21 protein-coding genes are annotated in these 22915 nt (G+C 63.7%); 9 read left to right on the forward strand and 12 right to left on the reverse strand.

Annotation, left to right across the window (positions count from 1 at the left end; all coding sequences use genetic code 11):
- Nucleotides 1-47: 47 nt before the first annotated feature.
- The 4 genes from NKH37_RS24895 to puuE all read right to left on the reverse strand — a co-directional run bounded on the left by NKH37_RS24895 (nucleotide 48) and on the right by puuE (nucleotide 3486).
- Nucleotides 48-641: a nucleoside deaminase gene (locus NKH37_RS24895; RefSeq protein ID WP_352895481.1), complete on the reverse strand. Its 594-nt coding sequence runs from the start codon at nucleotides 639-641 to the stop codon at nucleotides 48-50.
- Nucleotides 641-1144, reverse strand: a complete 504-nt coding sequence (locus NKH37_RS24900; RefSeq protein ID WP_023718082.1) for an ureidoglycolate lyase — start codon at nucleotides 1142-1144, stop codon at nucleotides 641-643. The genes NKH37_RS24895 and NKH37_RS24900 overlap by 1 nt, the downstream gene beginning before the upstream one ends.
- The gene (locus NKH37_RS24905; protein ID WP_023718081.1) at nucleotides 1141-1989 is read right to left on the reverse strand and encodes a bifunctional allantoicase/(S)-ureidoglycine aminohydrolase; all 849 of its coding nucleotides are present in this window, start codon (nucleotides 1987-1989) and stop codon (nucleotides 1141-1143) included. Before NKH37_RS24905 ends, NKH37_RS24900 begins: the two co-directional genes overlap by 4 nt.
- 63 nt (nucleotides 1990-2052) lie before the next feature.
- A complete protein-coding gene (gene puuE / locus NKH37_RS24910; protein WP_023718080.1) occupies nucleotides 2053-3486 on the reverse strand; it encodes an allantoinase PuuE in 1434 nt (477 codons plus the stop codon).
- A gap of 173 nt (nucleotides 3487-3659) precedes the next feature.
- On the opposite strand from puuE, the gene uraH reads away from it, so the two are divergent.
- From uraH to xdhC, 4 genes are all read left to right on the forward strand, one after another.
- A complete protein-coding gene (uraH, locus tag NKH37_RS24915) occupies nucleotides 3660-4034 on the forward strand; it encodes a hydroxyisourate hydrolase (RefSeq protein ID WP_023676223.1) in 375 nt (124 codons plus the stop codon).
- Nucleotide 4035: 1 nt separating this feature from the next.
- Nucleotides 4036-5517 carry a xanthine dehydrogenase small subunit gene (gene xdhA, locus NKH37_RS24920; RefSeq protein ID WP_353005960.1) on the forward strand — a complete coding sequence of 494 codons (1482 nt, stop codon included), beginning with the start codon at nucleotides 4036-4038 and terminating at the stop codon, nucleotides 5515-5517.
- Nucleotides 5517-7868 carry a xanthine dehydrogenase molybdopterin binding subunit gene (gene xdhB / locus NKH37_RS24925; RefSeq protein ID WP_353005988.1) on the forward strand — a complete coding sequence of 784 codons (2352 nt, stop codon included), beginning with the start codon at nucleotides 5517-5519 and terminating at the stop codon, nucleotides 7866-7868. Before xdhA ends, xdhB begins: the two co-directional genes overlap by 1 nt.
- 62 nt (nucleotides 7869-7930) lie before the next feature.
- The gene (gene xdhC / locus NKH37_RS24930; protein ID WP_353005987.1) at nucleotides 7931-8893 is read left to right on the forward strand and encodes a xanthine dehydrogenase accessory protein XdhC; all 963 of its coding nucleotides are present in this window, start codon (nucleotides 7931-7933) and stop codon (nucleotides 8891-8893) included.
- Nucleotides 8894-8902: 9 nt separating this feature from the next.
- On the opposite strand, the gene dps is transcribed toward xdhC, so the two are convergent.
- From dps to NKH37_RS24950, 4 genes are all read right to left on the reverse strand, one after another.
- The gene (gene dps, locus NKH37_RS24935; protein WP_023718076.1) at nucleotides 8903-9391 is read right to left on the reverse strand and encodes a DNA starvation/stationary phase protection protein Dps; all 489 of its coding nucleotides are present in this window, start codon (nucleotides 9389-9391) and stop codon (nucleotides 8903-8905) included.
- 144 nt (nucleotides 9392-9535) lie between these two features.
- On the reverse strand, nucleotides 9536-10789 hold the full coding sequence (locus tag NKH37_RS24940) for an LLM class flavin-dependent oxidoreductase (RefSeq protein WP_352547948.1): 1254 nt from the start codon (nucleotides 10787-10789) through the stop codon (nucleotides 9536-9538).
- Nucleotides 10786-11793 carry an LLM class flavin-dependent oxidoreductase gene (locus NKH37_RS24945; RefSeq protein WP_353005959.1) on the reverse strand — a complete coding sequence of 336 codons (1008 nt, stop codon included), beginning with the start codon at nucleotides 11791-11793 and terminating at the stop codon, nucleotides 10786-10788. The genes NKH37_RS24940 and NKH37_RS24945 overlap by 4 nt, the downstream gene beginning before the upstream one ends.
- Before the next feature lie 76 nt (nucleotides 11794-11869).
- Nucleotides 11870-12790 (reverse strand): LysR family transcriptional regulator, encoded by a 921-nt coding sequence (locus tag NKH37_RS24950; protein WP_023718073.1) that lies wholly within the window; start codon nucleotides 12788-12790, stop codon nucleotides 11870-11872.
- 139 nt (nucleotides 12791-12929) lie between these two features.
- Here NKH37_RS24950 and NKH37_RS24955 point away from each other — a divergent pair, with 139 nt between their 5' ends.
- The 4 genes from NKH37_RS24955 to NKH37_RS24970 all read left to right on the forward strand — a co-directional run bounded on the left by NKH37_RS24955 (nucleotide 12930) and on the right by NKH37_RS24970 (nucleotide 17480).
- Nucleotides 12930-14147, forward strand: coding sequence for a urate hydroxylase PuuD (locus NKH37_RS24955; protein WP_023718072.1), 1218 nt, complete (start codon nucleotides 12930-12932; stop codon nucleotides 14145-14147).
- Complete coding sequence (gene guaD / locus NKH37_RS24960; protein ID WP_353005958.1) at nucleotides 14144-15457, forward strand: guanine deaminase; 1314 nt, start codon at nucleotides 14144-14146, stop codon at nucleotides 15455-15457. The genes NKH37_RS24955 and guaD overlap by 4 nt, the downstream gene beginning before the upstream one ends.
- A gap of 75 nt (nucleotides 15458-15532) precedes the next feature.
- Complete coding sequence (locus NKH37_RS24965) at nucleotides 15533-16039, forward strand: heme-degrading domain-containing protein (RefSeq protein ID WP_352484371.1); 507 nt, start codon at nucleotides 15533-15535, stop codon at nucleotides 16037-16039.
- Between the two features lie 175 nt (nucleotides 16040-16214).
- On the forward strand, nucleotides 16215-17480 hold the full coding sequence (locus NKH37_RS24970; RefSeq protein ID WP_352789371.1) for a glycerate kinase type-2 family protein: 1266 nt from the start codon (nucleotides 16215-16217) through the stop codon (nucleotides 17478-17480).
- A gap of 1 nt (nucleotide 17481) precedes the next feature.
- On the opposite strand, the gene NKH37_RS24975 is transcribed toward NKH37_RS24970, so the two are convergent.
- The 3 genes from NKH37_RS24975 to NKH37_RS24985 all read right to left on the reverse strand — a co-directional run bounded on the left by NKH37_RS24975 (nucleotide 17482) and on the right by NKH37_RS24985 (nucleotide 21109).
- A complete protein-coding gene (locus NKH37_RS24975; RefSeq protein ID WP_280940411.1) occupies nucleotides 17482-18204 on the reverse strand; it encodes a UdgX family uracil-DNA binding protein in 723 nt (240 codons plus the stop codon).
- Between the two features lie 86 nt (nucleotides 18205-18290).
- Nucleotides 18291-19712, reverse strand: a complete 1422-nt coding sequence (locus NKH37_RS24980; protein ID WP_353005957.1) for a glutamine synthetase family protein — start codon at nucleotides 19710-19712, stop codon at nucleotides 18291-18293.
- Nucleotides 19713-19726: 14 nt separating this feature from the next.
- The gene (locus tag NKH37_RS24985; protein ID WP_353005956.1) at nucleotides 19727-21109 is read right to left on the reverse strand and encodes an aspartate aminotransferase family protein; all 1383 of its coding nucleotides are present in this window, start codon (nucleotides 21107-21109) and stop codon (nucleotides 19727-19729) included.
- Between the two features lie 89 nt (nucleotides 21110-21198).
- On the opposite strand from NKH37_RS24985, the gene NKH37_RS24990 reads away from it, so the two are divergent.
- Nucleotides 21199-21720, forward strand: a complete 522-nt coding sequence (locus NKH37_RS24990) for a hypothetical protein (protein WP_353005955.1) — start codon at nucleotides 21199-21201, stop codon at nucleotides 21718-21720.
- A gap of 4 nt (nucleotides 21721-21724) precedes the next feature.
- Here NKH37_RS24990 and NKH37_RS24995 read toward each other — a convergent pair whose 3' ends face one another.
- On the reverse strand, nucleotides 21725-22699 hold the full coding sequence (locus tag NKH37_RS24995; protein WP_352817178.1) for a WD40 repeat domain-containing protein: 975 nt from the start codon (nucleotides 22697-22699) through the stop codon (nucleotides 21725-21727).
- Nucleotides 22700-22915: the final 216 nt, after the last annotated feature.

Genomic DNA, 22915 nt, shown 5'->3' on the forward strand with positions numbered 1-22915 from the left:
AGGATGTCGTCGTGGGCCAGCCAACGAATTCGGCTGGTCAATCCGCGTCAATTCAACGGGATGTCGTTTTCGGCCTTGCTCGCCTGGTAAGCGCCGGACAGTTCGTCGTAGATTGCCGAGATGGCGCTGATCCGCGCCTCCAGCCGCTCGCGCTCAGGCCCCGACAGCGATCGTACCAGTCTGCGGATCGAAAAGCTCTTCCAATAGGCATTCTCGGCATTGTAGCCGCCGGGATCGAGGGTGAAGACCTCTTTCAGGATCTTCAAATCGTGCGGGATAGCGAAACTGTCGCGCGAATCCTCGTGGCTGAACAGATAGTAGAAATTGTCGAAGCCGGTCCAGGTGATCGCCGACAGGCAGAGCGAGCAAGGTTCGTGCGTGGCGAGAAAAATGGCTTCCTTGGTGTCGACGCGCTCGGCCTTCGGCAGTTCGTAGAAACGCTTGAGACAATGCACCTCGCCATGCCAGAGCGGGTTTCCCGTCTCGTTATTGGTTTCGGCAAGCACCACTGAGCAGTCGTCCTTGCGCAGGATCGCCGCGCCGAACAGCTTGTTGCCGTGCGCGACGCCTTCGGCGGTCTTCGGCACGATGTCGTGCTCGATGACGTCGAGCAGGCGGTCGATCAGCGAAATGTCAGCCATCACCGGCTCCCATCGGGAAGATGAATCTCATAGGCGTGCGAGAAGTGGCACTCTTCGAGGTTGGAGCCGTCGCCGCCCCGGTCGACGACCAGGAAGTCCTGGGGCTCGCCGATCGGCGTCAGCACGCCGTGCCACAAATTGCGCGGATAGTTGACGCCTTGCCCGGGCGCGGTGATGAACGCATGCGGCTCGCCCGGGCCTTCCTCGCCGTCATGGCAGACGATGACCAGGAACGGCCGTGGTGACAGCGGAATGAAGGCCTGGCTGCCAAACGGATGGCGCTCGACCATGGTAAGCTTCAACGGCAGCTCATAGGGCGTGCCACGCACCATCGAGATCAGCACGTGCGCATTCGGCCCTCGTGCTTCAGCGGTGGCGAGATCGTGATAGCGCTCGGCCTTGCCGCCATTGATCGGATAATGGTTGTCGCCGCCCATATCGATGACGTCGCCGAATTCGGCGAAATTCTCGCGGGTCAGCGGCCGCGCGACGATGCGGATCACCGCGCGCGACCCTCGATGCCCACACCGCCGAGCTTGGCGTGGCGGTTCACGTCCTTGTAGAGGAGGTAGCGGAATTTGCCTGGCCCGCCGGCATAACAAGCCTGCGGGCAGAAGGCGCGCAGCCACATATAGTCGCCGGCCTCGACTTCGACCCAGTCCTGGTTGAGACGGTAGACCGCCTTGCCCTCCAGCACATAAAGCCCGTGCTCCATGACATGCGTCTCGGCGAAGGGAATGACCGCGCCCGGCTCGAGCGTCACGATGGTGACATGCATGTCGTGGCGGATGTCTTCAGGATCGACGAAGCGCGTTGTTGCCCAGCGGCCTTCGGTACCTGGCATCGGCGTCGGTACGATATCCTGTTCGTTGGCGAAGAACGCTTGCGGCAGCTCGATGCCGTCGACCGCATCGTAAGCCTTTCGGATCCAGTGGAAGCGGACGGCAGCGCCGCTTTCGTTGCGCACCGTCCACCCGCTCGCTGGCGGCAGAAACGCGAACCCGCCCGGCCTGAGCACATGCTTCTTTCCGGCTAGCGACACGCTCAGCTCGCCTTCAACCACGAATATCGCGCCCTCGGCATCATCATCCGGTTCTGGCCGGTCGCTGCCGCCGCCGGGCGCGAGCTCGACGATGTATTGCGAAAACGTCTCGGCAAAACCCGACAGCGGCCGCGACAGCACCCAGACCCGTGTCCCATCCCAGAACGGCAAGGCGCTGGTGACGATGTCCTGCATCACGCCTTTGGGGATTACGGCATAGGCCTGTGTGAACACGGCGCGTCCGGTCAGCAATTCACTCTGGCCGGGATGTCCGCCCTGCGGCGCATAATAGGTTCGCTCGGCCATTTTCATCATATCCATAAATTCAAGCCTGTTGCGGAAGCCAGGGCCCATCGCGGCAGCCAAAGCCTATTGTGGAAGCATGTCCTTGAGACGAAGCAGCGCGATGCGCTCGACCTGTCTGCAGGCGGTTTCGAATTCGACATCGCGGCTGTTGCCGATACGCGTTTCGAACTCGGCCAGGATGTCCTCCTTGGTCTTGCCCTTCACCGCAATGATGAACGGGAAACCGAAACCGGTGACGTAGGCGGCATTGAGCTTTGCGAACAGCTCGCGCTCGTTGTCGGTCAGCGCGTCTAGCCCGGCCGAAGCCTGTTCCCTGGAGGATTCCGCGGTTAGCCGCTTGGCCTGCGCCAGTTTTCCGGCAAGGTCGGGGTGGGCATTGAGCACGGAAAGCCGCTCGGCCTCGCTGGCCGCGCGAAAGACGCGGCAGAGCGCGTTGTGCAGGCCGCCGGCACTGTCATGCGCCGGGCCGAGTTCCAACTCGTAGGCGCGCTCGGCAATCCACGGCGAATGTTCGAAGACGCCGCCGAATGCGTGGACGAAGGCCTCGAATTCCATTTTCGACGGGCGCAATGCCGGCAACCGGAACGGATGCGTCTCCTGCCAATGTTTTGCAATGTCGATGCGCCGTGCCAGCCAGACCTTGTCGTGTGATTTGACGTAGTCGATGAAGCGCTTCAGTGCCGCGACCCGGCCCGGCCGCCCAACCAGGCGGCAGTGCAGGCCGATATTCATCATGCGCGGCCGCCCTGCCTTGCCCTCGGCATAGAGCGTGTCGAAACTATCCCTGAGATAGGCAAAGAACTGGTCGCCGGAGTTGAAGCCCTGCGGCGTGGCAAAGCGCATGTCGTTGGCGTCGAGCGTATAGGGGATGACCAGCTGCGGCTTCGCCGACCCGTTCGGTGTCACATGCTCGAACCAGTAGGGCAGTTCGTCGTCATAGGTGTCCGACACATAGTCGAAGCCGCCTTCTTCCGCCGCCAGACGCACCGTGTTGATCGACGTGCGGCCGGTGTACCAGCCGGTCGGCCGCGCGCCTGTCACCTCATAATGCAGCCGTATCGCCGCTTCCATGTCGCGGCGCTCGTCTTCTGGCGCGTGGTCGCGGTAGTCGATCCATTTCAGCCCGTGCGAGGCGATCTCCCAGCCGGCCTCCTGCATCGCTGCGACCTGGTCGGGCGAGCGCGCCAGGGCCGTGGCGACGCCGTAGCAGGTGACCGGCACCTGTGCCGCGCTGAACAGGCGCAGCAATCGCCAGAAGCCGGCGCGGGCGCCGTATTCGTAGATCGATTCCATGTTCCAGTGGCGCTGGCCGGGCCAGGGCGCGGCGCCGACGATCTCCGACAGGAAAGCCTCCGAGGCCTTGTCGCCGTGCAGGACGCAATTCTCGCCGCCCTCTTCGTAATTGACGACGAACTGGACCGCGACATGCGCCCCGCCGGGCCATTTCGGATCCGGCGGATTGGCTCCGTAGCCGCGCATGTCTCGTTCGTAACGCATTCTCGCTCCTGCCGGAAATTGTGATCAGGATAGTCGAAAGGAGTGCCTGCGCATTCCCCCGAAATTTTTGAAAGTGTTTTTGTCGCGCTCCGCTCGACCGGGACTTATGCATCGCCTTTAATTGGCGCACAATTCATGAATAGTGTTCGACTGTGCAGGGAATGGAGCAGCCAGTGGCGGAAACGTCGAAAGCCGAAGGCGGGCGCCTGACGACCCATGTCCTCGACACCGCGGCCGGCAAACCGGCGGCCGGTCTGTCGATTGAGCTCTATCATCTTGACGGCCAGGCCCGGACGCATCTGAAAACGGTCGTCACCAATGATGACGGCCGTTGCGATGCTCCGTTGCTTGCCGGCGCGGAGTTCCGTACCGGCGAATACGAATTGGTCTTTGCGGCCGGCGATTATCTGCGCCGGCAGGGGACAAAACTGCCGGAACCGGCCTTTCTCGACCATGTGCCCATCCGCTTCGGTATGGCCGAGCCGATGCACTATCATGTGCCGCTGCTTCTGTCGCCGTACGGCTATTCGACCTACCGGGGAAGCTGAGATGGCCGGGATCAAGACACGCAACGAAATCCGGTTCATCCTCAATGGCGAGGACGTCGCGCTCGGCACGGTTGCACCCGACCAGACACTGCTCGACTGGCTGCGGCTCGACCGCTCGCTGCGCGGCACCAAGGAAGGTTGCGCCGAGGGCGACTGCGGCGCCTGCACGGTGCTGGTCGGCAGGCTCTCCGGTGGAACACTGGTCTATGAAAGCGTCAATGCCTGTATCCGCTTCCTTGGCTCGCTAGACGGCACGCATGTCGTGACCATCGAGCATCTGCGCGGCGACGCAGGAAAACTGCACCCCGTGCAGCAGGCGATGATCGATTTCCACGGCTCGCAATGCGGCTTCTGCACGCCGGGTTTCGTCATGTCGCTTTATGCGCTGTGGATGCGGTCGCCGGAGCCGTCGGACGCCGCCATCGAAAAGGCACTGCAAGGCAATCTCTGCCGCTGCACCGGCTACGAGGCGATCATGCGCGCCGCACGTGCCATCTCCAGCTACGGCAAGGCGGCAAAGGACCCGTTGGCGGCCGAGCGCAAGGCAGTCACGGCCAAGCTCGACGCGATGAAGGACGGTTCGCGCATTGAGATCGGCTCCGGCAACAAGCGGCTGATCGTGCCGGCCAATGCCGACGATCTCGCCAGCGTGCTGGTCGAGGAGCCGGGCGCCACTATCGTCGCCGGTTCGACCGATATCGGCCTTTGGGTGACCAAGCACATGCGCGATATTTCGCCGGCGGTTTTCATCGGCAATCTCGATGGTCTGTGCGGGATGTCCGAGGACAAGGGCGTCATCTCGATCGGCGCCGGTGTCACCTATAGCGAAGCCTTCTCGACGCTGGCAAAATGCATCCCGGCGCTAGGCCCGCTGTTCGATCGCATCGGCGGCGATCAGGTGCGCAACATGGGCACCATCGGCGGCAATATCGCTAACGGTTCGCCGATTGGCGACACGCCGCCGCCGCTGATCGCACTCGGCGCCCGCATGACGCTGCGTCGCGGCCACAAGCGGCGGACGATCCCACTCGAAGATTTTTTCATCGCCTATGGCCGACAGGACCGGCAGCCCGGCGAATTCGTCGAGGCCGTGCATGTTCCACTGCCGGGCAGCGAGACGAAATTTGCCGTCTACAAGATCACCAAGCGCCGCGACGAAGACATCACCGCAGCGCTAGGCGCGTTTTTCCTGACGCTGGCCGCGGACGGCACGGTGGCGGAGATACGCATCGCCTATGGCGGCATGGCGGCAACGCCGAAGCGCGCCTTTGGCGTAGAAAAGGCATTGCTTGGCAAGCCCTGGACGGAAGCGACGGTCGAGGCGGCGATGGCCGCGTACGCCGGCGATTTCACCCCGCTGACCGACATGCGGGCAAGCGCCGAATACCGGGCGCTGGCGGCGCGCAACCTGCTGCTGCGCTTCTTTGCCGAAACCATGGGCACCCGGGCGCCGATCCAGGTATCACGGCACGAGGCGGCATGATGAACAAGCACGCCACTCCGAACTTGAAGGCGCAAAAAATCGCCGGCGGCGTCGCCACCGATCAGCGCCATGATTCCGCGCACAAGCATGTCAGTGGCACGGCCGTCTATATCGACGACATGCCGGAACCGGCCGGCACGCTGCACGGCTGTCTTGGGCTTTCGGCGGCGACGCATGCCACCGTCACCAGCATGGACCTGTCGGGGGTCCGCGCCGCACCCGGCGTCATCGACGTGCTGACGGCGAGCGACGTGCCCGGCGAAAACGATATTTCGCCGACCGGCCGCCACGACGAGCCGGTGCTTGCCGACGGCAAGGTGCAATTCTTCGGCCAGCCGATCTTCTGCGTCATCGCCGAAACCCGCGAGCAGGCGCGCCGGGCGACGAGGCTGGCCAAGGTCGAATACAAGGAATTGCCGTTCGTCGCCGATATTGGCGAGCTCGATCCCCGGAAAGACAAGCTGGTCACGCCGCCGCTGACCCTGAAGCGCGGTGATGCAGCGGCTGCGATCAAGGCAGCGCCACGCCGGCTGAAAGGGCAGATGCGCATCGGCGGCCAGGAGCATTTCTATCTCGAGGGTCATATCGCCTTGGCCATCCCTGGCGAGGACCACGACGTCACCATCTATTCCTCGACCCAGCACCCGAGCGAAATCCAGCACATGGTCAGCCATGCGCTCGGTGTTCCGAGCCACGCGGTGACGGTGGAAATCCGCCGGATGGGGGGCGCTTTCGGCGGCAAGGAAACGCAAGGCAATCAGTTTGCGGCATTGGCCGCTATCGCCGCGAAGAAACATCATCGGGCCGTGAAAATCCGGCCCGACCGCGACGACGACATGATCGCCACCGGCAAACGCCACGATTTCCTCGTCGACTACGAGGTCGGCTTCGACGATGAGGGCAATATTCTCGGCGTAGATTTCATGTTCGCGGCGCGCTGCGGCTTCTCGGCCGACCTCTCCGGCCCGGTCACCGACCGCGCGCTGTTCCATTGCGACAACACCTATTTCTGGCCGGCGGTGCACGCGCAATCGGCGCCGCTCTACACCAATACGGTATCGAACACCGCCTTTCGCGGCTTCGGCGGCCCGCAAGGCATGGTCGGCGCCGAGCGCGTCATCGACGAAGTCGCGTTTGCCGTCGGCAAGGACCCGCTCGAAATCCGCAAGAAGAATTTCTACGGCACCTGCGACCGCAACATCACGCCCTACCACCAGACGGTCGAGGACAACATCATCCACCGCATCGTCGCCGAGCTGGAGGCGAGTTCCGACTATGCAAGGCGCCGCCGCACCATCGATGCTTTCAATGCCAACAGCCGCTTCATCAAGCGGGGACTGGCGCTGACGCCGGTCAAGTTTGGCATCTCGTTCACCGCCACCCATTACAACCAGGCCGGCGCGCTGGTGCATGTCTATACCGATGGTTCAGTGCACCTGAACCACGGCGGCACCGAGATGGGGCAGGGCCTCTATGTCAAGGTGGCGCAGGTTGTGGCGGAAGAGTTCCAGATCGACCTCGATCAGGTCAAGATCACCGCGACGACGACCGGCAAGGTGCCGAACACCTCGGCCACTGCCGCGTCTTCCGGCTCCGACCTCAACGGCATGGCGGCGCAGAACGCCGCCCGCCAGATCAAGGACCGGCTGACCAATTTCGCCGCCGAGAAATTCCAGGTGCCGCGCGACCAGGTGCTGTTCCTGCCAAACCGGGTGCGCATCGGTAACCAGGAGATCGCCTTCGCCGATCTCGTCAGGCAGGCCTATATGGCGCGCATCCAGCTTTCGGCGGCTGGCTTTTACAAGACGCCGAAAATCCATTGGGACCGCGACAAGGGCGAGGGTCGCCCCTTCTATTATTTCGCCTATGGCGCGGCTTGCTCGGAAGTTTCGGTCGACACGCTGACCGGCGAATATGTCGTCGAGCGCACCGATATTCTGCACGAAACCGGGCGTTCGCTGAACCGCGCCATCGACCTCGGCCAGATCGAGGGCGGCTTCATCCAGGGCATGGGCTGGCTGACCACGGAGGAACTGTGGTGGGACGACAAGGGGCGGCTGCGCACCCATGCGCCGTCGACCTACAAGATCCCGCTCGCTTCGGACCGGCCGAAGATTTTCAACATCACGTTGGCCGACTGGGCGGAAGCAGGCGAGCCGACGGTGCACCGCTCCAAGGCGGTCGGCGAGCCGCCCTTTCCGCTCGCAATGTCGGTGCTGCATGCGCTGTCGGATGCGGTGGCGAGCGTTGCTGGCCACAAGATCTGCCCGCGCCTTGACCCGCCTGCCACGCCGGAACGGGTGCTGATGGCGATCGAACGGCTGAAGCGAGAAGCCAGGACCGGCACTTGAATCCCGGAAAACGTGCAATTCAGGCCGAAAAACTCTATATTTCCCAACAGGGAACGCGAATGATGAACGCGAAAATGCAGAGCCTGAAAGCCTTTCTTGCCGGTGCCTGCCGGGTCGCCTTGGTTGAGGTGGCCGGGACAAAAGGCTCGACGCCGCGCGAGAGGGGTGCCTTCATGCTCGTCTCAGGATCGGCCACTTTCGGCACGATCGGCGGCGGCCAGCTCGAATATATGGCGATCGACAAAGCGCGGCAGATGCTTGGTCGATCGGCCTCAGGTTCTGGCGAATCTGTCGAGGCTGGCGCCGCCCCTCATCCGCCTGCCGGCCCCTTCTCCCCGTATAGTTACGGGGAGAAGGGGGCTGGCCGCAACGCTGTCGCGACGCTCGACGTCGCGCTCGGCCCGGAGATCGGGCAGTGCTGCGGCGGCAGGGTCGAGGTGCTGATCCGGCTGGTTGACGCCGCGCTTGAGGCCAAGTTGGTCGCGGCGGCGGAAGCCGAGGAGGCGCAGCTGCCGCATGTCTACATCTTCGGCGGCGGCCATGTCGGCCATGCGCTGGCCTCGGCGGTGGCTTTGCTGCCGGTGCATGTCGTCATTGTCGAGACGCGAGCCGAAGCGCTGGAGGGCATGCCAGACACGGTCGAAACCTGTTTGACGCCGATGCCTGAGGCGATGGTGCGCGAAGCCCCGGCTGGATCCGCCTTCGTCGTCCTTACCCATGACCACGCGCTGGATTTCCTGATCGTCGCCGAGGCGCTGAAACGCCGGGATGCCGCCTATGTCGGCATGATAGGCTCCAGAACCAAGAAGGCGACGTTTCGGAACTGGTTCCTTAAGTCGGCGGACGGAAGCGAGGCGGAATTTGACCGCCTCGTCTCGCCGATCGGCGGCGATGCCGTCAAGGACAAGCGCCCGCAAGTGATCGCCGCACTCGCCGCAGCCGAGATCATGACGGCGTTGGCCGCCCACGCGATAGAACCGGCAGCTCCGTCCAAAGCACGTCGTGGCAAGGCGATGGCGGGCTGACGTTTCCTTCTATTCCTGTTCCTGCGTGTGTGCCTCGAGGAACCACAGCAATTTGTCGAGCGAGCGTGAATAGGCGGTGAAGATGTCGGCGGTGTCGGCGTCGCCCGCTCCCGCCGCTTCGTCGATCGCCGCGCGGGCCCGCTTGGCGGTCGCGGCATAGCGGTCGATCAGCGCCGCCAGATGATCTCGGGTCTTGTGGATGTCGGTCGGATAGGCCTCGAGCATAGTCGCCTTCGACACCTCCTGCGATGTGCCGAGCGCCGTGCCGCCGAGCTGTACGGCGCGCTCGGCAATGGTGTCGACATGTCCGTCGATCTCCTCGCGGAACGTGTCGAGCATCTCATGGATGGCGATGAATTGCGGCCCCTTGACGTTCCAGTGCGCCTGCTTGGTGATCAAGGCCAGATCTATGGCGTCGGCGAGGCGGGCGTTGAGAAGATCGATACACTCTTTCTTGGCATTGGATTGCAGGTCGTTGCGGGTGGCGATGGCATCCATGATCGGCTCCTGTGGCGGTTGCGTCCGCGTGGTTTGAAGAGGGCGAAGTTTGTGGAAGGTCAATCGAACATGCGCGCAGACGCCCTCATCGCCGCGGCACAGCATCCCAAAACGGCGATCTCCGACTTTCGTTCCGCTCGTCGTTTACGCCGGCCTTTTCAAGCCCAGATGGTCGCGCAGCGTGCTGCCGTCATAATCCGTACGGAACAGACCGCGCCGCTGCAGCTCCGGCACGACAAGCGTGGCAAAGGCATCGAGTTCGCCGGGAAAATAGGATGGCATCACGTTGAAACCGTCTGCCGCGCCGCCCTCGAAGCGTGCTGCGAGCTGGTCGGCGATCTGGGCCGGAGTTCCGACGACGCGCCAATGGCCGCGCGCGCCGGCGAAATGACGGGCAAGCTGGCGAATAGACAGGTTGTCGCGGCGCGATTGCTCGATGACGAGCGCCTGCCGGCTCTGCATGCCTTCGCTGGCCGGCAGCTGCGGCAGCGGTCCGTCGATGGGATAGCGCGAGAGATCGGATATGCTGAGATAGCTGGAAAGCAGCGCAACGCCGACATCGTCCGGTATCAGCTCCTGCAGTTCATCATGTTTTGCCCGGGCTTCCGCTTCGCTTGCCGCGACGACCGGCGCCACCCCAGGCATGATCTTGAGGTCGTCCGGCTTGCGCCCATAGGCAGCCAGCCGTCCCTTGAGGTCGTCGTAGAAGGCCTTCGCTTCCTCGAATGTCTGCGCCGCCGTAAAGACCACGTCGGCGGTCCGGGCGGCGAGGTCACGACCCTCGTCCGACGCTCCCGCTTGCACCATGACCGGTGCACCTTGTGGCGAGCGCGGCAGATCGAGCGGGTCACGCACCGAAAAACTTCTGCCTTCGTGTCCACCCTGGCCTCGCCAAAGGCCGGCAACCACGGCAGCGAATTCGCGCGCCCGCCCGTAACGGTCCGCATGCGGGCGCAGACCGGTCGAGCCGAAATTGGCGGCCTCGATCTGGCTGGCCGAAGTGACAAGGTTCCAGCCGGCACGCCCGCCGCTCAGATGGTCGAGCGACAGGAAGGTCCGCGCCAGCCCGTAAGGCTCGTTGTAACTCGTCGATGCCGTGGAGACGAGGCCGATGCGCTCCGTCTGCACCGCGAGCGCCGCAAGCAGGCTGATCGGCTCGAAGCCAATCGAGCGCGACGTTTGGCTGGCGATGTCGACATTGGCCTCGCGCACACCGGCGGCGTCCTCGCAGAAGATCATGTCGAACTTCGCCGCTTCCGCCGTCCGCGCCAGCTGGATGTAATGATCGATGTCGATGCCAGCCGTGACATGCGCCTGCGGATGGCGCCAGGCGGCGATGTGGTGGCCTGTCGCCCATAGGAAGGCGCCGAGCTTCATCTGGCCTCGACCGGCGCTCATTGCCGATCCTCCCCTGCAAGCCCGAGATGGGCCCGCAGTGTCGCCGCGCTGTAGCCGGACCGGACAAGGCCGCGGCGGCGAAGCTCCGGCAGCACGAGACCGATGAAATCGTCGAGCGCCGACGTGAGCGGCACGGCGATGTTGAAACCGTCGCAGGCTTTCGAGCGAAAGCACTCTTCGAGCCTATCCGCAAACATATCCGGCATGGCGGCCATCTCGCCATCCGTGACAACATTCATCAGCACCTTCAGCCCCTCCGGCCTGCGCCCGAAGCCAAGCGCACGGCGCTTCAGATCGTCAGCCCAGTCGATCGATCGCTGGTCTAGCAGGACAACATCGGCGGTGCGGGCTGCGATATCCATGTCGGGCTCGGACAGGCCGGACATGACCAGCACCGGCGTGTCCTGCGGCGACCGCGCCACGTTGAGCGGCCCGCGCACAGAAAAATATTCGCCCCTGTGGTCGAGAAGGTGCATCTTCTCGGGATCGAAGAAGCGGCCGCCACTTTTGTCGAACAGAAGCGCGTCTGCGTCCCAGCCTTTCCACAAGCCTTGCACGATGCCGACGAATTCCTCGGCGCGCAGGCGGAATGCGTCGCCGGAAAACCCTTCCGGTCGGCTGAAATTGGCCGCCTCGCGCGGGTCGGGCATCATGCTGGCGTTCCAGCCGGCGCGGCCATGGCTGATAATGTCGAGCGAAGCGAAACGGCGCGCGAGATTATAGGGCTGGTGGGCGACCATTGACGCCGCGGCGATGAGACCGATCCTGCTTGTCACCGTCGCCAGCGCTGCCAGCAAGGTCGTTGCTTCGAAGCGCATTTGCCGGTTCGGTCCGCCTGCAACCGGCGCGGAATCGGCGAGCAACACCATATCCAGGCCGGCCGCTTCGGCTTTTTGCACGGACCGCGTCAGCAGACTGAAATCCGGAACGACGTCGGACGGAGAGGAGGGAGCAGTTTCCGGAGCTAGTGAAACGGCTAGATGCATTGTGGCGCCGCTGGCCATCGGTCTTCCCTGGTGAGTGAGATTCCATAAGAAATATCTTCACCGGCTGGACGGAAAGCAACCGGCCAGCCGGCGATCATTTGCCGGCCAGAATATCCCTGATCAGCCGCTGGCAGCGCTCGGCCATGAAGTCGAGCAGCAGCCGCACCTTCGGATCCTGCAGCTTCTTATGCGGGTAGACGGCGGCGAATTGCACCGGCGTCGGCGGCGTTTTGCTCAGGATCACCTTCAGCCGCTGGTCGCGGATAAACGGCTCGACCTCGAAGCGCGGCTTGTTGATGATGCCGCGGCCGGACAGCGCCCAGCCGGTCAGCACGTCGCCGTCATCGGTATCGTAGGGGCCGTGCACCTCGAACTTTTGCGGCCCGTTCCGCGTCTGCAGGGTCCAGACATATTCGCGCGCGCCGGAATAGCGCAGCATCAGGCAATCGTGCTTCTTGCCGATCAACTCGCTCGGCTCGCTCGGCTCGCCGCGCGCCTCCAGATATTGCGGAGCCGCCACCAGCACTCGCTCGCAGTCCATGATGCCGCGCATCCTGAGGCTGGAATCCTCGATGATGCCCAGCCGGAACGCAACGTCGATGCCTTCCTTCATGATATCGACATTGTGGTCGGAAAGCCGGAGCCGCACCTCGATATCTGGGTATCTGTCGTGGAAATCCGGGATGCCGGATGCCACCAGTCTCCGCCCGAGGCCGAGCGGCGCTGTCACCTTTATGGTGCCGCGCGGCTGGCCGGATAACGCGCTGACCGCAGCTTCGGCCTCGGTGACCGCCTCGAGCACCTGCTTGGCGCCGGAATAGAACACCGTGCCGTGCTCGGTCGGCATCAACTGCCGCGTCGTGCGGTTGAACAGCCTGACACCGAGATGCTTCTCGAGCTCCTTGATCCGGTTGGAAGCGACCGCCGGCGAAATGCGCATGTCGCGCCCAGCCGCCGACAAATTGCCGAGTTCGACGACGCGAACAAAAACGGCGATGTTATCGAGATAGGCCATGCGGCTTTCGGGGCTCTCATGTGGCTGCGTATGATCAGCCTAGTATTTTCCAATTTTTTTTGAAAGTCATCGTGCACCTCAGCCCTTTCCGTTTGCGCTCCAGTCCGTAAAGTCAGTCGATCGGCAGGGACGATTTTTCATGATGGATTTCGCGATATTCTGGGATTGGCTGAGTTTCGCCGTGCGCTGGCTGCACGTCGTCACCGGCATCGCCTGGATCGGCTCGTCCTTTTATTTCGTCGCGCTCGACCTCGGCCTGCGCCAACGCCCGGGCATGCCTGCAGGCGCTTTCGGCGAGGAATGGCAGGTGCATGGCGGCGGCTTCTACCACGTGCAGAAATATCTGGTGGCACCGGCCGAAATGCCCGAGCACCTGACCTGGTTCAAGTGGGAATCCTACGCCACCTGGCTGTCAGGCTTCGCGATGCTGTGCGTGGTCTATTATGCCGGGGCGGACCTGTTCCTGATCGATCCGAATGTGCTTGCCATGTCGGTGCCTACAGGCATCTTGCTGTCGCTGGCGACGATCGGCGTCGGCTGGGTGGTCTACGATCTCCTGTGCCGTTCGCCGCTCGGCAACAGCGACACCGGCCTGATGCTGGTGCTGTATGGGGTGCTGGTATTCATGGCCTGGGGACTGACCCACCTGTTCACCGGCCGCGCCGCCTTCCTGCATCTTGGCGCCATCACCGCGACGATCATGTCGGCCAACGTCTTCATGGTCATCATCCCCAACCAGAAGATCGTCGTCGCCGACCTGATCGCCGGCCGTAAGCCCGATCCGAAATACGGCAAGATCGCCAAGCAGCGCTCGCTGCACAACAACTACCTGACGCTGCCCGTTTTGTTCCTGATGCTGTCGAACCATTATCCGCTGGCGTTCGGGACAGAGTTCAACTGGGTCATCGCCTCGCTGGTGTTCATCATCGGCGTGCTGATCCGGCACTATTTCAACACCAGGCATGCGCGCAAAGGCAATCCGACCTGGACCTGGCTGGCGGCGGCCGTGCTGTTCTTGGTCATCATCTGGCTGTCGACGGTGCCGAAGTTGCTGACCGGCGAGGCGAAGGCGTCGGCGGCGGCCCAGGTCTACGTTGCCTCGGCGCATTTCCCTGCCGTGCGCGATACGGTGCTTGGCCGCTGTTCGATGTGCCACGCCGCGGAGCCGTCCTACGAGGGCATCTACCACGCGCCGAAGGGCGTGATGCTCGACACCGATGCCGGCATCGCCGAGCACGCCGGCGAGATCTACCTGCAGGCCGGCCGCAGCCACGCCATGCCGCCCGCCAACGTCACCCAGATCACCGACAAGGAACGGGCGCTGCTGGTGGCATGGTTCGAAGGCGCAAGGAAATGACCAGCACGCTCCTGCGCGGCCGCACGCTGTCGTTTTTGCGCTGGCCCGAAACCGTCGACGACCATTCCGCCTGGCGCTACGAGCAAGATGGCGGCCTGCTGCTCCGCGATGGTAGGATCATTGCCGCCGGCGCCTATGCCGAGGTCGAGAAAAAGGCGGGCGAGGGAACAAGAAAGGTCGACCATCGGCCGCATCTGCTGCTGCCCGGGTTTATCGATGCGCACGCGCATTTTCCGCAGATGCAGGTCATCGCTTCCTTCGGCGCCGAGCTGCTCGACTGGCTGAACACCTACACTTTTCCGGAAGAGACAAAATTCGGGAACGCTCAGCATGGCCGCCGTATCGCCAGGCTGTTCCTGGATGAAGTATTGCGTCATGGCACGACGACTGTCGCCGCCTATTGCTCGGTACACAAGGAATCGGCCGAGGCGTTCTTTGCCGAGTCGCATGACCGCAACATGCTCAACATCGCCGGCAAGGTGATGATGGACCGCAACGCGCCGGACGGCGTGCTCGACACGCCGCAATCGGGTTATGACGACAGCAAGGCGCTGATCGAGGAGTGGCACGGCAAGGGGCGCCAGCACTATGCCATCACCCCGCGCTTCGCCATCACCTCGTCACCCGAGCAATTGGAAACGGCGGGCGCGCTCTGCCGCGAATATCCGCAATTGCATATGCAGACGCATCTGTCGGAAAACCACGCCGAGATCGCCTTCACGCAGCAGCTTCATCCGCAGGCGCGCGACTATACCGATGTTTATGAGCATTACGGGCTGCTCGGGCGCAGAAGCCTGTTCGGCCATTGCATCCATCTGTCGGAACGCGAGGCGGATGCGCTTTCCGATAGCGGCTCGGTGGCGGTGTTCTGCCCGACCTCCAACCTGTTTCTCGGCTCGGGCCTGTTCGATTATCAGCGCTATCGCCGCCGCGAGAAGCCGCTCCGCATCGCCGCCGCCACCGATGTCGGCGGTGGCACCAACTATTCGATGCTGCGCACCATGGACGAGGGCTACAAGGTGATCGCGCTGAATGGCGAGAAGCTCAATCCGTTTCAGTCATTCTGGCAACTGACCCGCGGCAATGCTGAGGCGCTGTCGCTTGTGGAAAAGATCGGCACTCTGGAGGAAGGCAGCGACGCCGATATCGTCGTGCTCGACGCCCGCGCCACGCCGGCGATGCGGCTGCGGGTGGAGACGGCGGACACGCTCGCCGAGGAATTGTTTCTGCTGCAGACGCTCGGCGACGACCGCGCCATGCACGAGGTCTATGTCGCCGGTCGGGCAGCTAAGGCGGACATGGCGACCTAGCTGGTCCCGGCGTCCCGGCTTGACCGAACGGCAGCCATCGGCCAAAGCGTGCGGCGAGATTGACAGGGGAACGACATGGCCGTTGCGGACGACATCGCTCTGATCAAGAAACAGGAAGCCGCGCTTGTTTTCTCCGCCTTCGACGAGGCTGTCGCTTTCGAGATCGGCTCGGCGATCCGCGACCGGGCTTTGACCGAGAACCTGCCGATCATCATCGATATCAGAACCTTCGATCGGCCGCTGTTCTATGCGGCAATGCCCGGCTCGAACGCTTCCAATCCGGACTGGGCGCGGCGCAAGATCAACGTCGTGCGGCGGTTCCTGAAAAGCACCTACCGCATGGTGCTGGAGCAGCAGCGCCCCGACCGCAGCTTCAAGCCTGGCGAGGGGCTGGACATTGTCGACTACGTGCTGGCCGGCGGCGGCTTTCCCATCACTGTCAAGGGCGCCGGTGTCATCGGCGTGATCGCCGTCTCGGGCCTGCCGGAGCGTGAGGACCATGGTGTGGTCGTCGATGCGCTCTGTGCCTATTTGGGCGTCGATAACCAGGAGTTGGTCCTGCCGCCGGAAGCAACATCGTGACGTTGGCGCCGCCCCTCATCCGCCTGCCGGCACCTTCTCCCCGTCTAGCGACTGGGAGAAGGGAAGCGCTCCAACGCTGGCTACCCCCTCTCCCCGTCTCTAGACGGGGAGAGGGTAAGGGTGAGGGGCAGCGCAGACGCCGCAGAAGTTCGCAGAACGTCGGTGGCAGCTCAGTATGACCATTCTCGACCCGAAATCCTTCCTTATATCCATCTTCAACGCCGCCGTTGCCGCCGCCGATCCCCAGAGGACGATCAAGAATCATTTGCCGGCAAGGCCGAAGGGCCGCACGATCGTCATCGGTGCAGGAAAAGGCTCGGCGCAGATGGCGGCTGCTTTCGAGGAAGCGTGGGACGGGCCGATCGAAGGGCTGGTCGTCACCCGCTACGGCTATGGCGCGGTCTGCCGGCGCATCGAGATCATCGAGGCGGCGCATCCGGTGCCGGATGCCGCCGGGCTGGAAGCTTCGCGGCGGCTGCTCGAAAAAGTCCAGGGACTGACTGCGGACGACCTTGTCGTGGCGCTCATTTCCGGCGGCGGCTCGGCGCTGCTGCCGTCACCCGCCGAAGGTCTGACGCTGGCCGATGAGATCGCCGTCAACGAGGCGCTGCTCGCCTCCGGTGCGCCGATCACCGCGATGAACACGATCCGTAAGCACCTTTCCACCATCAAGGGCGGCAGGCTGGCGGCCGCCGCATATCCGGCCAAGGTGGTCTCGCTGGTGGTATCAGACATTCCGGGCGACAATCCGGCTCTGGTCGCTTCTGGTCCGACCGTGCCGGACATAGGCAGCCGTGAGGACGCACTGGCGTCGATCGCTGCCTATGGCATGAAGCTGCCGGCTTCGGTCATGGCGCATATCAAGTCGCCGGCGGCCGATGCGCCACGTCCGGACGATCCGCGTTTTATCCGCAACGAGGTGCATCTGATCGCTTCGGCCGGCGTCTCGCTGGAAGCAGCAGCGGCCGAAGCGAAGCGCCGAGGTATTCAGGCCGTCATTCTCTCCGATTCCATCGAGGGCGAGGCACGCGAGGTCGGTGGCATCCACGCCGCAATCGCGCGCGAGGTGGCGACGCGCAGCCGGCCATTTGCAAAGCCGGTGCTGATCCTGTCGGGCGGCGAGACGACGGTGACCCTGCGCGCGAAAGGCAAAGGCGGCCGCAACTCGGAATTCCTGCTCGCCTTCGCCATCGGCATCACCGGCATGGCGGGCGTGCACGCACTGGCCGCCGACACCGACGGCATTGACGGTTCGGAAGACAATGCCGGCGCCTTCGCCGACGGCTCGACAGTTTCGCGGATGCGCGCGGCGGGCGTCGATGCCAAGGCCATGCTTGCCGGCAACAACGCCTGGACGGCATTCAATGCCGTAGATGACCTTTTCGTACCCGGTCCGACCGGCACAAACATCAACGATCTCCGGGCGATATTGATCAAATAGCTCAGGCCGCCATCAGCCTTTTCACCGCTCTCATATCCTGCAGGAACCGCTCGCGTTCGGCCCGCTTGTCCGCCGGCTCGCGAATGCGCAGAATGAAGGACGGGTGGATGGTGACGAAGACACGCAAGCCATCGTCGCGCTCCACTACCGCCCCGCGCATCTTCATGATCGGCACCACCTTGCCGAGCAGCGCCTGCGCTGCAGTGGCGCCGAGTGCCACCGCCAGGTTGGGCTTGATCAGATCGATCTCTTTGTCCAGCCACCAGCGGCAAGCCTGCACCTCGCCGGCATTCGGCTTGGAGTGGATGCGCCGCTTGCCGCGCGGCTCGAACTTGAAATGCTTAACCGCGTTGGTGACGTAGACTTTCAGCCGATCGACGCCGGCATCATCCAGGATCGCGTCGAACACTTTGCCGGCCGGACCGACGAAAGGCTTGCCCGCCAGGTCCTCCTGGTCGCCCGGCTGTTCGCCGACGAAGATCACCTTGGCTTTATCAGGACCCTCACCGAACACGGTCTGCGTGGCATCGCGCCATAGCGGACAGCGGCGGCAGATCTTGGCCGTTTCGCGCAGTTCAGGAATCGTCCTGGCGTCGATTTCTGTCGTGTCCGGGGACTTGCTTGCAGGCAAGCCTCTCGACTGCACCTTGGCATGGTGCGGCGTCGGGGTTGTCTGCATCCTGGCGATCATGACTAAGGCGGCCTTGTTCGCTCCTGCAATCAGACACGCAATGAGCAAAGCCCGCCGAAGGTTCCGCTGAAATTATTCCGCATGGGCCTTCACCGGCAGATGGCCGACGATGTGAAGCCCTAAACCTCGTGCAGATAGAGGTGATAATCCAGTTCGCTGACCGTGCGCGCCACGCGCAGATATTCCGACTGCTTGATCGCCACGAATGTCCGGTGCAGGTCTTCGCCCAATGCGCCCTTGAGGAAGGTCGACGCCCTTGCCGCCTCGATCGCGGCACGCCAGTCGACCGGCATCGTCGTGCGCGTGACGGCGGATTCGTAGCCATTGCCGGTGGTTTCAGGGCCGGGGTCAAGACCTTCGTCGAGACCCCTAGTGATGCCGGCCAGCACCGTTGCCGCGACTAGATAAGGGTTGGCGTCGACGCCCGATGGCCGGTGCTCGATGCGGCGGTTCTTGGCATCGCCGGCTGGCACACGCAGCGCCACCGAACGGTTGTTGACGCCCCAGGTCGGCGCCACCGGCGCATAGGATTGCGATACGAAGCGCCGCCATGAATTGGCGTGCGGCGCGAACACCAGCATCGATTCCGCCATCGTCTGGATCAGTCCGCCGAGACCGCGCAGCAGCGGAAGCGACCAGCTTTCGCCGCCGGCTTCGGCAAAGACGTTCTTGCCGGCATCATCCAGCAGCGAGACATGAAAATGCATGCCAGAGCCGGCATACTTCTCGATCGGCTTGGCCATGAAGCAAGCGGTGACACCATGACGGCGTGCCTGCGCCCGCACCAGCCGCTTGAGCATGACGAGATCGTCGGCCGCCCGCATCACGTCCTTGCGGTAATTGAGCGTCAGTTCGTACTGGCCGGGCGCATATTCCGAGATGACCGTCTCGGCCGGGATGCCTTGCACCTTGGCCGCGGCATAGATGTCGGAAAACAGCGGCTCCATGCCGTGCAGATGGTCGACGGAATAGACCTCTGTCTTGGCCGAGCGGCGGCCGTCGAGCACCGCATGCGCCGGCTGCACCTTGCCTTCGGCATCGCGCTCATTGGCGAGCAGGAAGAACTCGAGCTCGAAGGCGCCGGCCGGATGCAGGCCCTTGGCCGCGAGGATATCTACCTGGCGGGCGAGCGCCAGCCGCGGGTCGGACGACATCGGCTGGCCATCGAGATGGTACATCGCCATCAACACCTGGCCGCGCGGCGGCTGGGTGCCGAACAGCGGCACCAGCGTGCCGGGGATCGGCCACGCCCGCAGGTCGCCGTCGCCGGTCGTCCAGATCAGCCCGGTCTCGTGAACATCCTCGCCGGTGATGTCGAGGCCGAGGATCGAGATCGGCATGTGCCGGCCGCCCTCGAAGATGCTCATCAACTCATGTCGGCGCACGATCTTGCCGCGCCCCACGCCATTGGCGTCGGTCAGCACGATGTCGAACGCTTCGATCTCCGGATGGGCGTCGAGAAAGGCCTGCGCCTCGGTGGGCGTCGAGCCCGAAGGGGATGCCGTGACCAGGTTCAAACTTTGCTTGGGCGCTTGTTTCATGCTGCCAGCTTGTCTCATGCCGTAAGCTTTGCCGCAACCGCGCCGAAGGCGGTGATCAGCCGGTTCACCTGGGCGGCGCGAGTTGCCGGCGAGATCAGCATCATATTGTGGAACGGTGCGATCAGCACGCCGCGATTGACCAGCGCGACATGCATCGCCGCTTCGAGCTCCGGCGCATGCGCCCTCTCGGCTTCGCCGCCATTCCTCAGCGGGCCTGGCGCGCAGATGAACTCGACGCGGGCGCCGACCCGAGCAACATGCCAGGGCAGGCGATAGCGATCGATAACGGCAGTCAGCCCGGCGTCGAGCCGCCGCGCCAGATGGTCCATATGGCTGTAGTTCTCGTCGGTCATGACGTCTTCGAGCGTGGCACGCATCGCCGCGAATTGCAGCGGATTGGCCGACAGCGTTGTCCCCATGCCGGAATAGCCGGGCTCTTTCCGGCTGATATAAGCGGCATAGCGCGCCGCAACGCCTTCGCTCATGCCCCACACACTCGCCGGTATGCCGCCGGCAATCGGCTTGCCGAGCACGAACAGGTCCGGCTCCAGCCCGTATTTGCTTGTATAGCCGCCGGGACCGGTCGAGATCGTATGCGTCTCGTCGATTAGAAGCAGCGTGCCGGTCGCACGGGTGAGACGCCGCAAGCCGTCATGAAAGCCGGCTTCGGGCAGCACCATGCAGGAATTGGTCAGCACCGGCTCGGCGATGACGCAGGCGAGATCGTTGCCCTGAAGTGCGGCCTCAAGCGCCGGCAGATCGTTGAACTCGACGATATCAGTTGCCCGCGTCAGGTCGCGGAATTCGCCGGCCAGTCCCGGTCGGTTCACCGCTTTGCCGTCGACCAGCCGGACCATCGTCTCGTCGACCGAGCCATGATAGCAGCCGTTGAAGACCAGGATCTTCTCCCGGCCGGTAACGGCACGGGCAACCCGCAGCGCGAAGCGGTTGGCGTCGGTTGCCGTCGTCGCGATCTGCCACAACGGCAGACCGAAGCGCTGTTGCAGCAGCGGGCCGATGGCGAGCGCGTCCTCGGCAGGCAGCATGTAGGTCAGACCGCGTCCGGCCTGCCGGCGGATGGCGCGGGCGACCGGCGGCGGCGAATGACCGAACATCGAGCCGGTGTCGCCGAGGCAGAAATCGTCGAGCCGGTTGCCGTCGATATCTCTGATGGTGGTGCCTTTGGCCTTATCAACGAGGATCGGGAACGGCGTCGGCCAGTCGTTCATCCAGTGCATCGGCACGCCGCCGAAGAAGCCGGGCAGGCCATTGCCGATTTTCTCCATCGATTTCGGCCGCGCCTGGCGGAAGGCTTCTGCCTCGGTCTCGCGCAACTCGGCAATCCGGGCCGGGCCGATGCCGCCGATGGAGGTCTTTGAATGGTCGATGACGTTCATGGCGGCCCTCTCCGCCGCACTTTAGACAATCGGCATCCGCCACCGCAATTGGCGGGCGGCTGCCCTGTGTTGGGTCAGCGGTCATTTGAATGGAACAGGCGCTTGACCGCGAGCCGCCTTCGGGCGCCAATGGCACTTCGGCTGGAGGGGGCACGATGGTGCGGGCGATCATCTGCGCGGCAACGCTGCTGTCGTCGGTTGGTGCGGCTTTGGCATCCGGCGGCATCTGGTGTTCCGCCGAGGATGCAGCGGTCAAATTTGAGGTCGATGCCGGGGTCACCAGAGGCATGGGCGGGCCGACCTTCAATTTTCGCGGCGAGCTCGAAATTCTGGGCAGGCCAGTCGGCGACAGTCTGCGCAAGACTGTGTTCGAGGATCAGAACCTCACGCAATATTGGCTCGACAACAAGGAATTGCGGCTGCTCGTCTATCGCGAACGGCAGGTCGAAAACGCCTACGACTATGTCGAACTGGCGATCCTGACCAAGGCCAGCGACGAAGGCGTCTATGACGGCCGCTATTTGCTCTCAATCTATGATGTAACGGACGATGCCGAAAAGGATGGCAAGCCGGCTGAATTGACCGGCAAAGTATCTTGCGGAGCCGACTAACGGGCTAGGCGGAAATGTCGATGACGCCGCAATCGCCGGCGGCGCTGCCGAACGCGACGCGGCGCTCTTCCTTGTCCCACATCATCGATGTGATGGCGCCCTTGCCTGGCCGGCGCAGCAGCACTTCCCTGGCGTCGGCGAAGCGCACCGCCATCACCATGCCGTCATCATACCCTACCGCCACTACATCTTGGCTCGGATGGCAGGCGACGGAGGTGACCATCGCATTGCCGCGCGTGCCGAGTTCCAGCGGCGCCTTGCCCATCGGCCCATCCTTGCCCGAAAACGGCCAGACGATCGCCGCCGGCGCGCCGGAACTCGCCAGCCATTTGCCCTTGGCGCTCCACGACAGGCTTTTGACCTTGCCGGGATAGCCGGACATCCGCATGTGCTTGCCGTCGGCGAGTTTCCAGCCATGCAGCGCGTTTTCCTGCATTGTGGTGACGACGAAGCCGCCGTCCGGCGAAAACGTGATGCCGGTGTGGGCGCCGGCCCATTCGAGCTCGACCGGCTTGCCGTCGGCGGCCGGGAAATGCAGCGTCGCGCCATTGTAGCGGGCAACGCCGAAGCGCATGCCCTTGGGCGAGAAGGCCAGCCCCTCGACCGAGCGCGGATGCGAGAATTCCCTGGTCTTGCCGTCAGCAAAACGCACATAGGCAATTTTGCCCGAAGCATAGGCAACAGCGCCTTGCGGCCCGGCGGCGACGCTGGTGATCCATTTTTTGCCTGCGGTCGCCAATTCCGCAGTATTGCCGCCTGCGGTCACGGCAAAGATCTTGCCGTCCTCACCGCCGGTGATCAGCCGGTCGTTTGCGCCATCGTGAAGGGCGGCGAGCAGCCCGTCATTGGCCTGCACCGTCTTGTGGCCATGGTCGAGCCGATGGATTGTGCCGTCGGCCAGCGCGAAATGCGGCACGTCGCCAAGGAACACGGCGGCGAGGCAGTGGCCTTCGAGATCGAGCGGGGCGACTGTCGGCATGAGAGACCATTCCGTTCGAGATTTCTGCTGCCCCACCCTTAAGGGGTTGAGCTGCGGGTCTCAACCCGTGCTTCGGATCGTCGTGAGGAGAGAGCGCCAGCGTTGCGGGCGCCCCTTCTCCCACAAGGGGCCTGTTGCGTAATTCGCTGATTGTGATTCTCTGAGGTGGACGGTCTGAGGGAATCGCGATGGCAGTGAAGCAGACGGGCCAGTTGA

It is taken from the genome of Mesorhizobium sp. M1217, from assembly GCF_040318275.1.
GTDB lineage: Bacteria > Pseudomonadota > Alphaproteobacteria > Rhizobiales > Rhizobiaceae > Mesorhizobium.

Bases quoted from the DNA above. Each gene is read 5' to 3' on its own strand.
- xdhC (WP_353005987.1), top strand. From the start codon at position 7,931: ATGAACGCGAAAATGCAGAGCCTGAAAGCCTTTCTTGCCGGTGCCTGC.
- NKH37_RS24980 (WP_353005957.1), bottom strand. From the start codon at position 19,712: ATGAAACAAGCGCCCAAGCAAAGTTTGAACCTGGTCACGGCATCCCCT.
- NKH37_RS24945 (WP_353005959.1), bottom strand. From the start codon at position 11,793: ATGGCCAGCGGCGCCACAATGCATCTAGCCGTTTCACTAGCTCCGGAA.
- NKH37_RS24940 (WP_352547948.1), bottom strand. From the start codon at position 10,789: ATGAGCGCCGGTCGAGGCCAGATGAAGCTCGGCGCCTTCCTATGGGCG.
- NKH37_RS24995 (WP_352817178.1), bottom strand. From the start codon at position 22,699: ATGCCGACAGTCGCCCCGCTCGATCTCGAAGGCCACTGCCTCGCCGCC.
- NKH37_RS24990 (WP_353005955.1), top strand. From the start codon at position 21,199: ATGGAACAGGCGCTTGACCGCGAGCCGCCTTCGGGCGCCAATGGCACT.
- NKH37_RS24965 (WP_352484371.1), top strand. From the start codon at position 15,533: ATGGCCGTTGCGGACGACATCGCTCTGATCAAGAAACAGGAAGCCGCG.
- NKH37_RS24905 (WP_023718081.1), bottom strand. From the start codon at position 1,989: ATGGCCGAGCGAACCTATTATGCGCCGCAGGGCGGACATCCCGGCCAG.
- xdhB (WP_353005988.1), top strand. From the start codon at position 5,517: ATGAACAAGCACGCCACTCCGAACTTGAAGGCGCAAAAAATCGCCGGC.
- NKH37_RS24950 (WP_023718073.1), bottom strand. From the start codon at position 12,790: ATGGCCTATCTCGATAACATCGCCGTTTTTGTTCGCGTCGTCGAACTC.
- puuE (WP_023718080.1), bottom strand. From the start codon at position 3,486: ATGCGTTACGAACGAGACATGCGCGGCTACGGAGCCAATCCGCCGGAT.
- xdhA (WP_353005960.1), top strand. From the start codon at position 4,036: ATGGCCGGGATCAAGACACGCAACGAAATCCGGTTCATCCTCAATGGC.
- NKH37_RS24970 (WP_352789371.1), top strand. From the start codon at position 16,215: ATGACCATTCTCGACCCGAAATCCTTCCTTATATCCATCTTCAACGCC.
- NKH37_RS24955 (WP_023718072.1), top strand. From the start codon at position 12,930: ATGATGGATTTCGCGATATTCTGGGATTGGCTGAGTTTCGCCGTGCGC.
- guaD (WP_353005958.1), top strand. From the start codon at position 14,144: ATGACCAGCACGCTCCTGCGCGGCCGCACGCTGTCGTTTTTGCGCTGG.
- NKH37_RS24895 (WP_352895481.1), bottom strand. From the start codon at position 641: ATGGCTGACATTTCGCTGATCGACCGCCTGCTCGACGTCATCGAGCAC.
- NKH37_RS24985 (WP_353005956.1), bottom strand. From the start codon at position 21,109: ATGAACGTCATCGACCATTCAAAGACCTCCATCGGCGGCATCGGCCCG.
- dps (WP_023718076.1), bottom strand. From the start codon at position 9,391: ATGGATGCCATCGCCACCCGCAACGACCTGCAATCCAATGCCAAGAAA.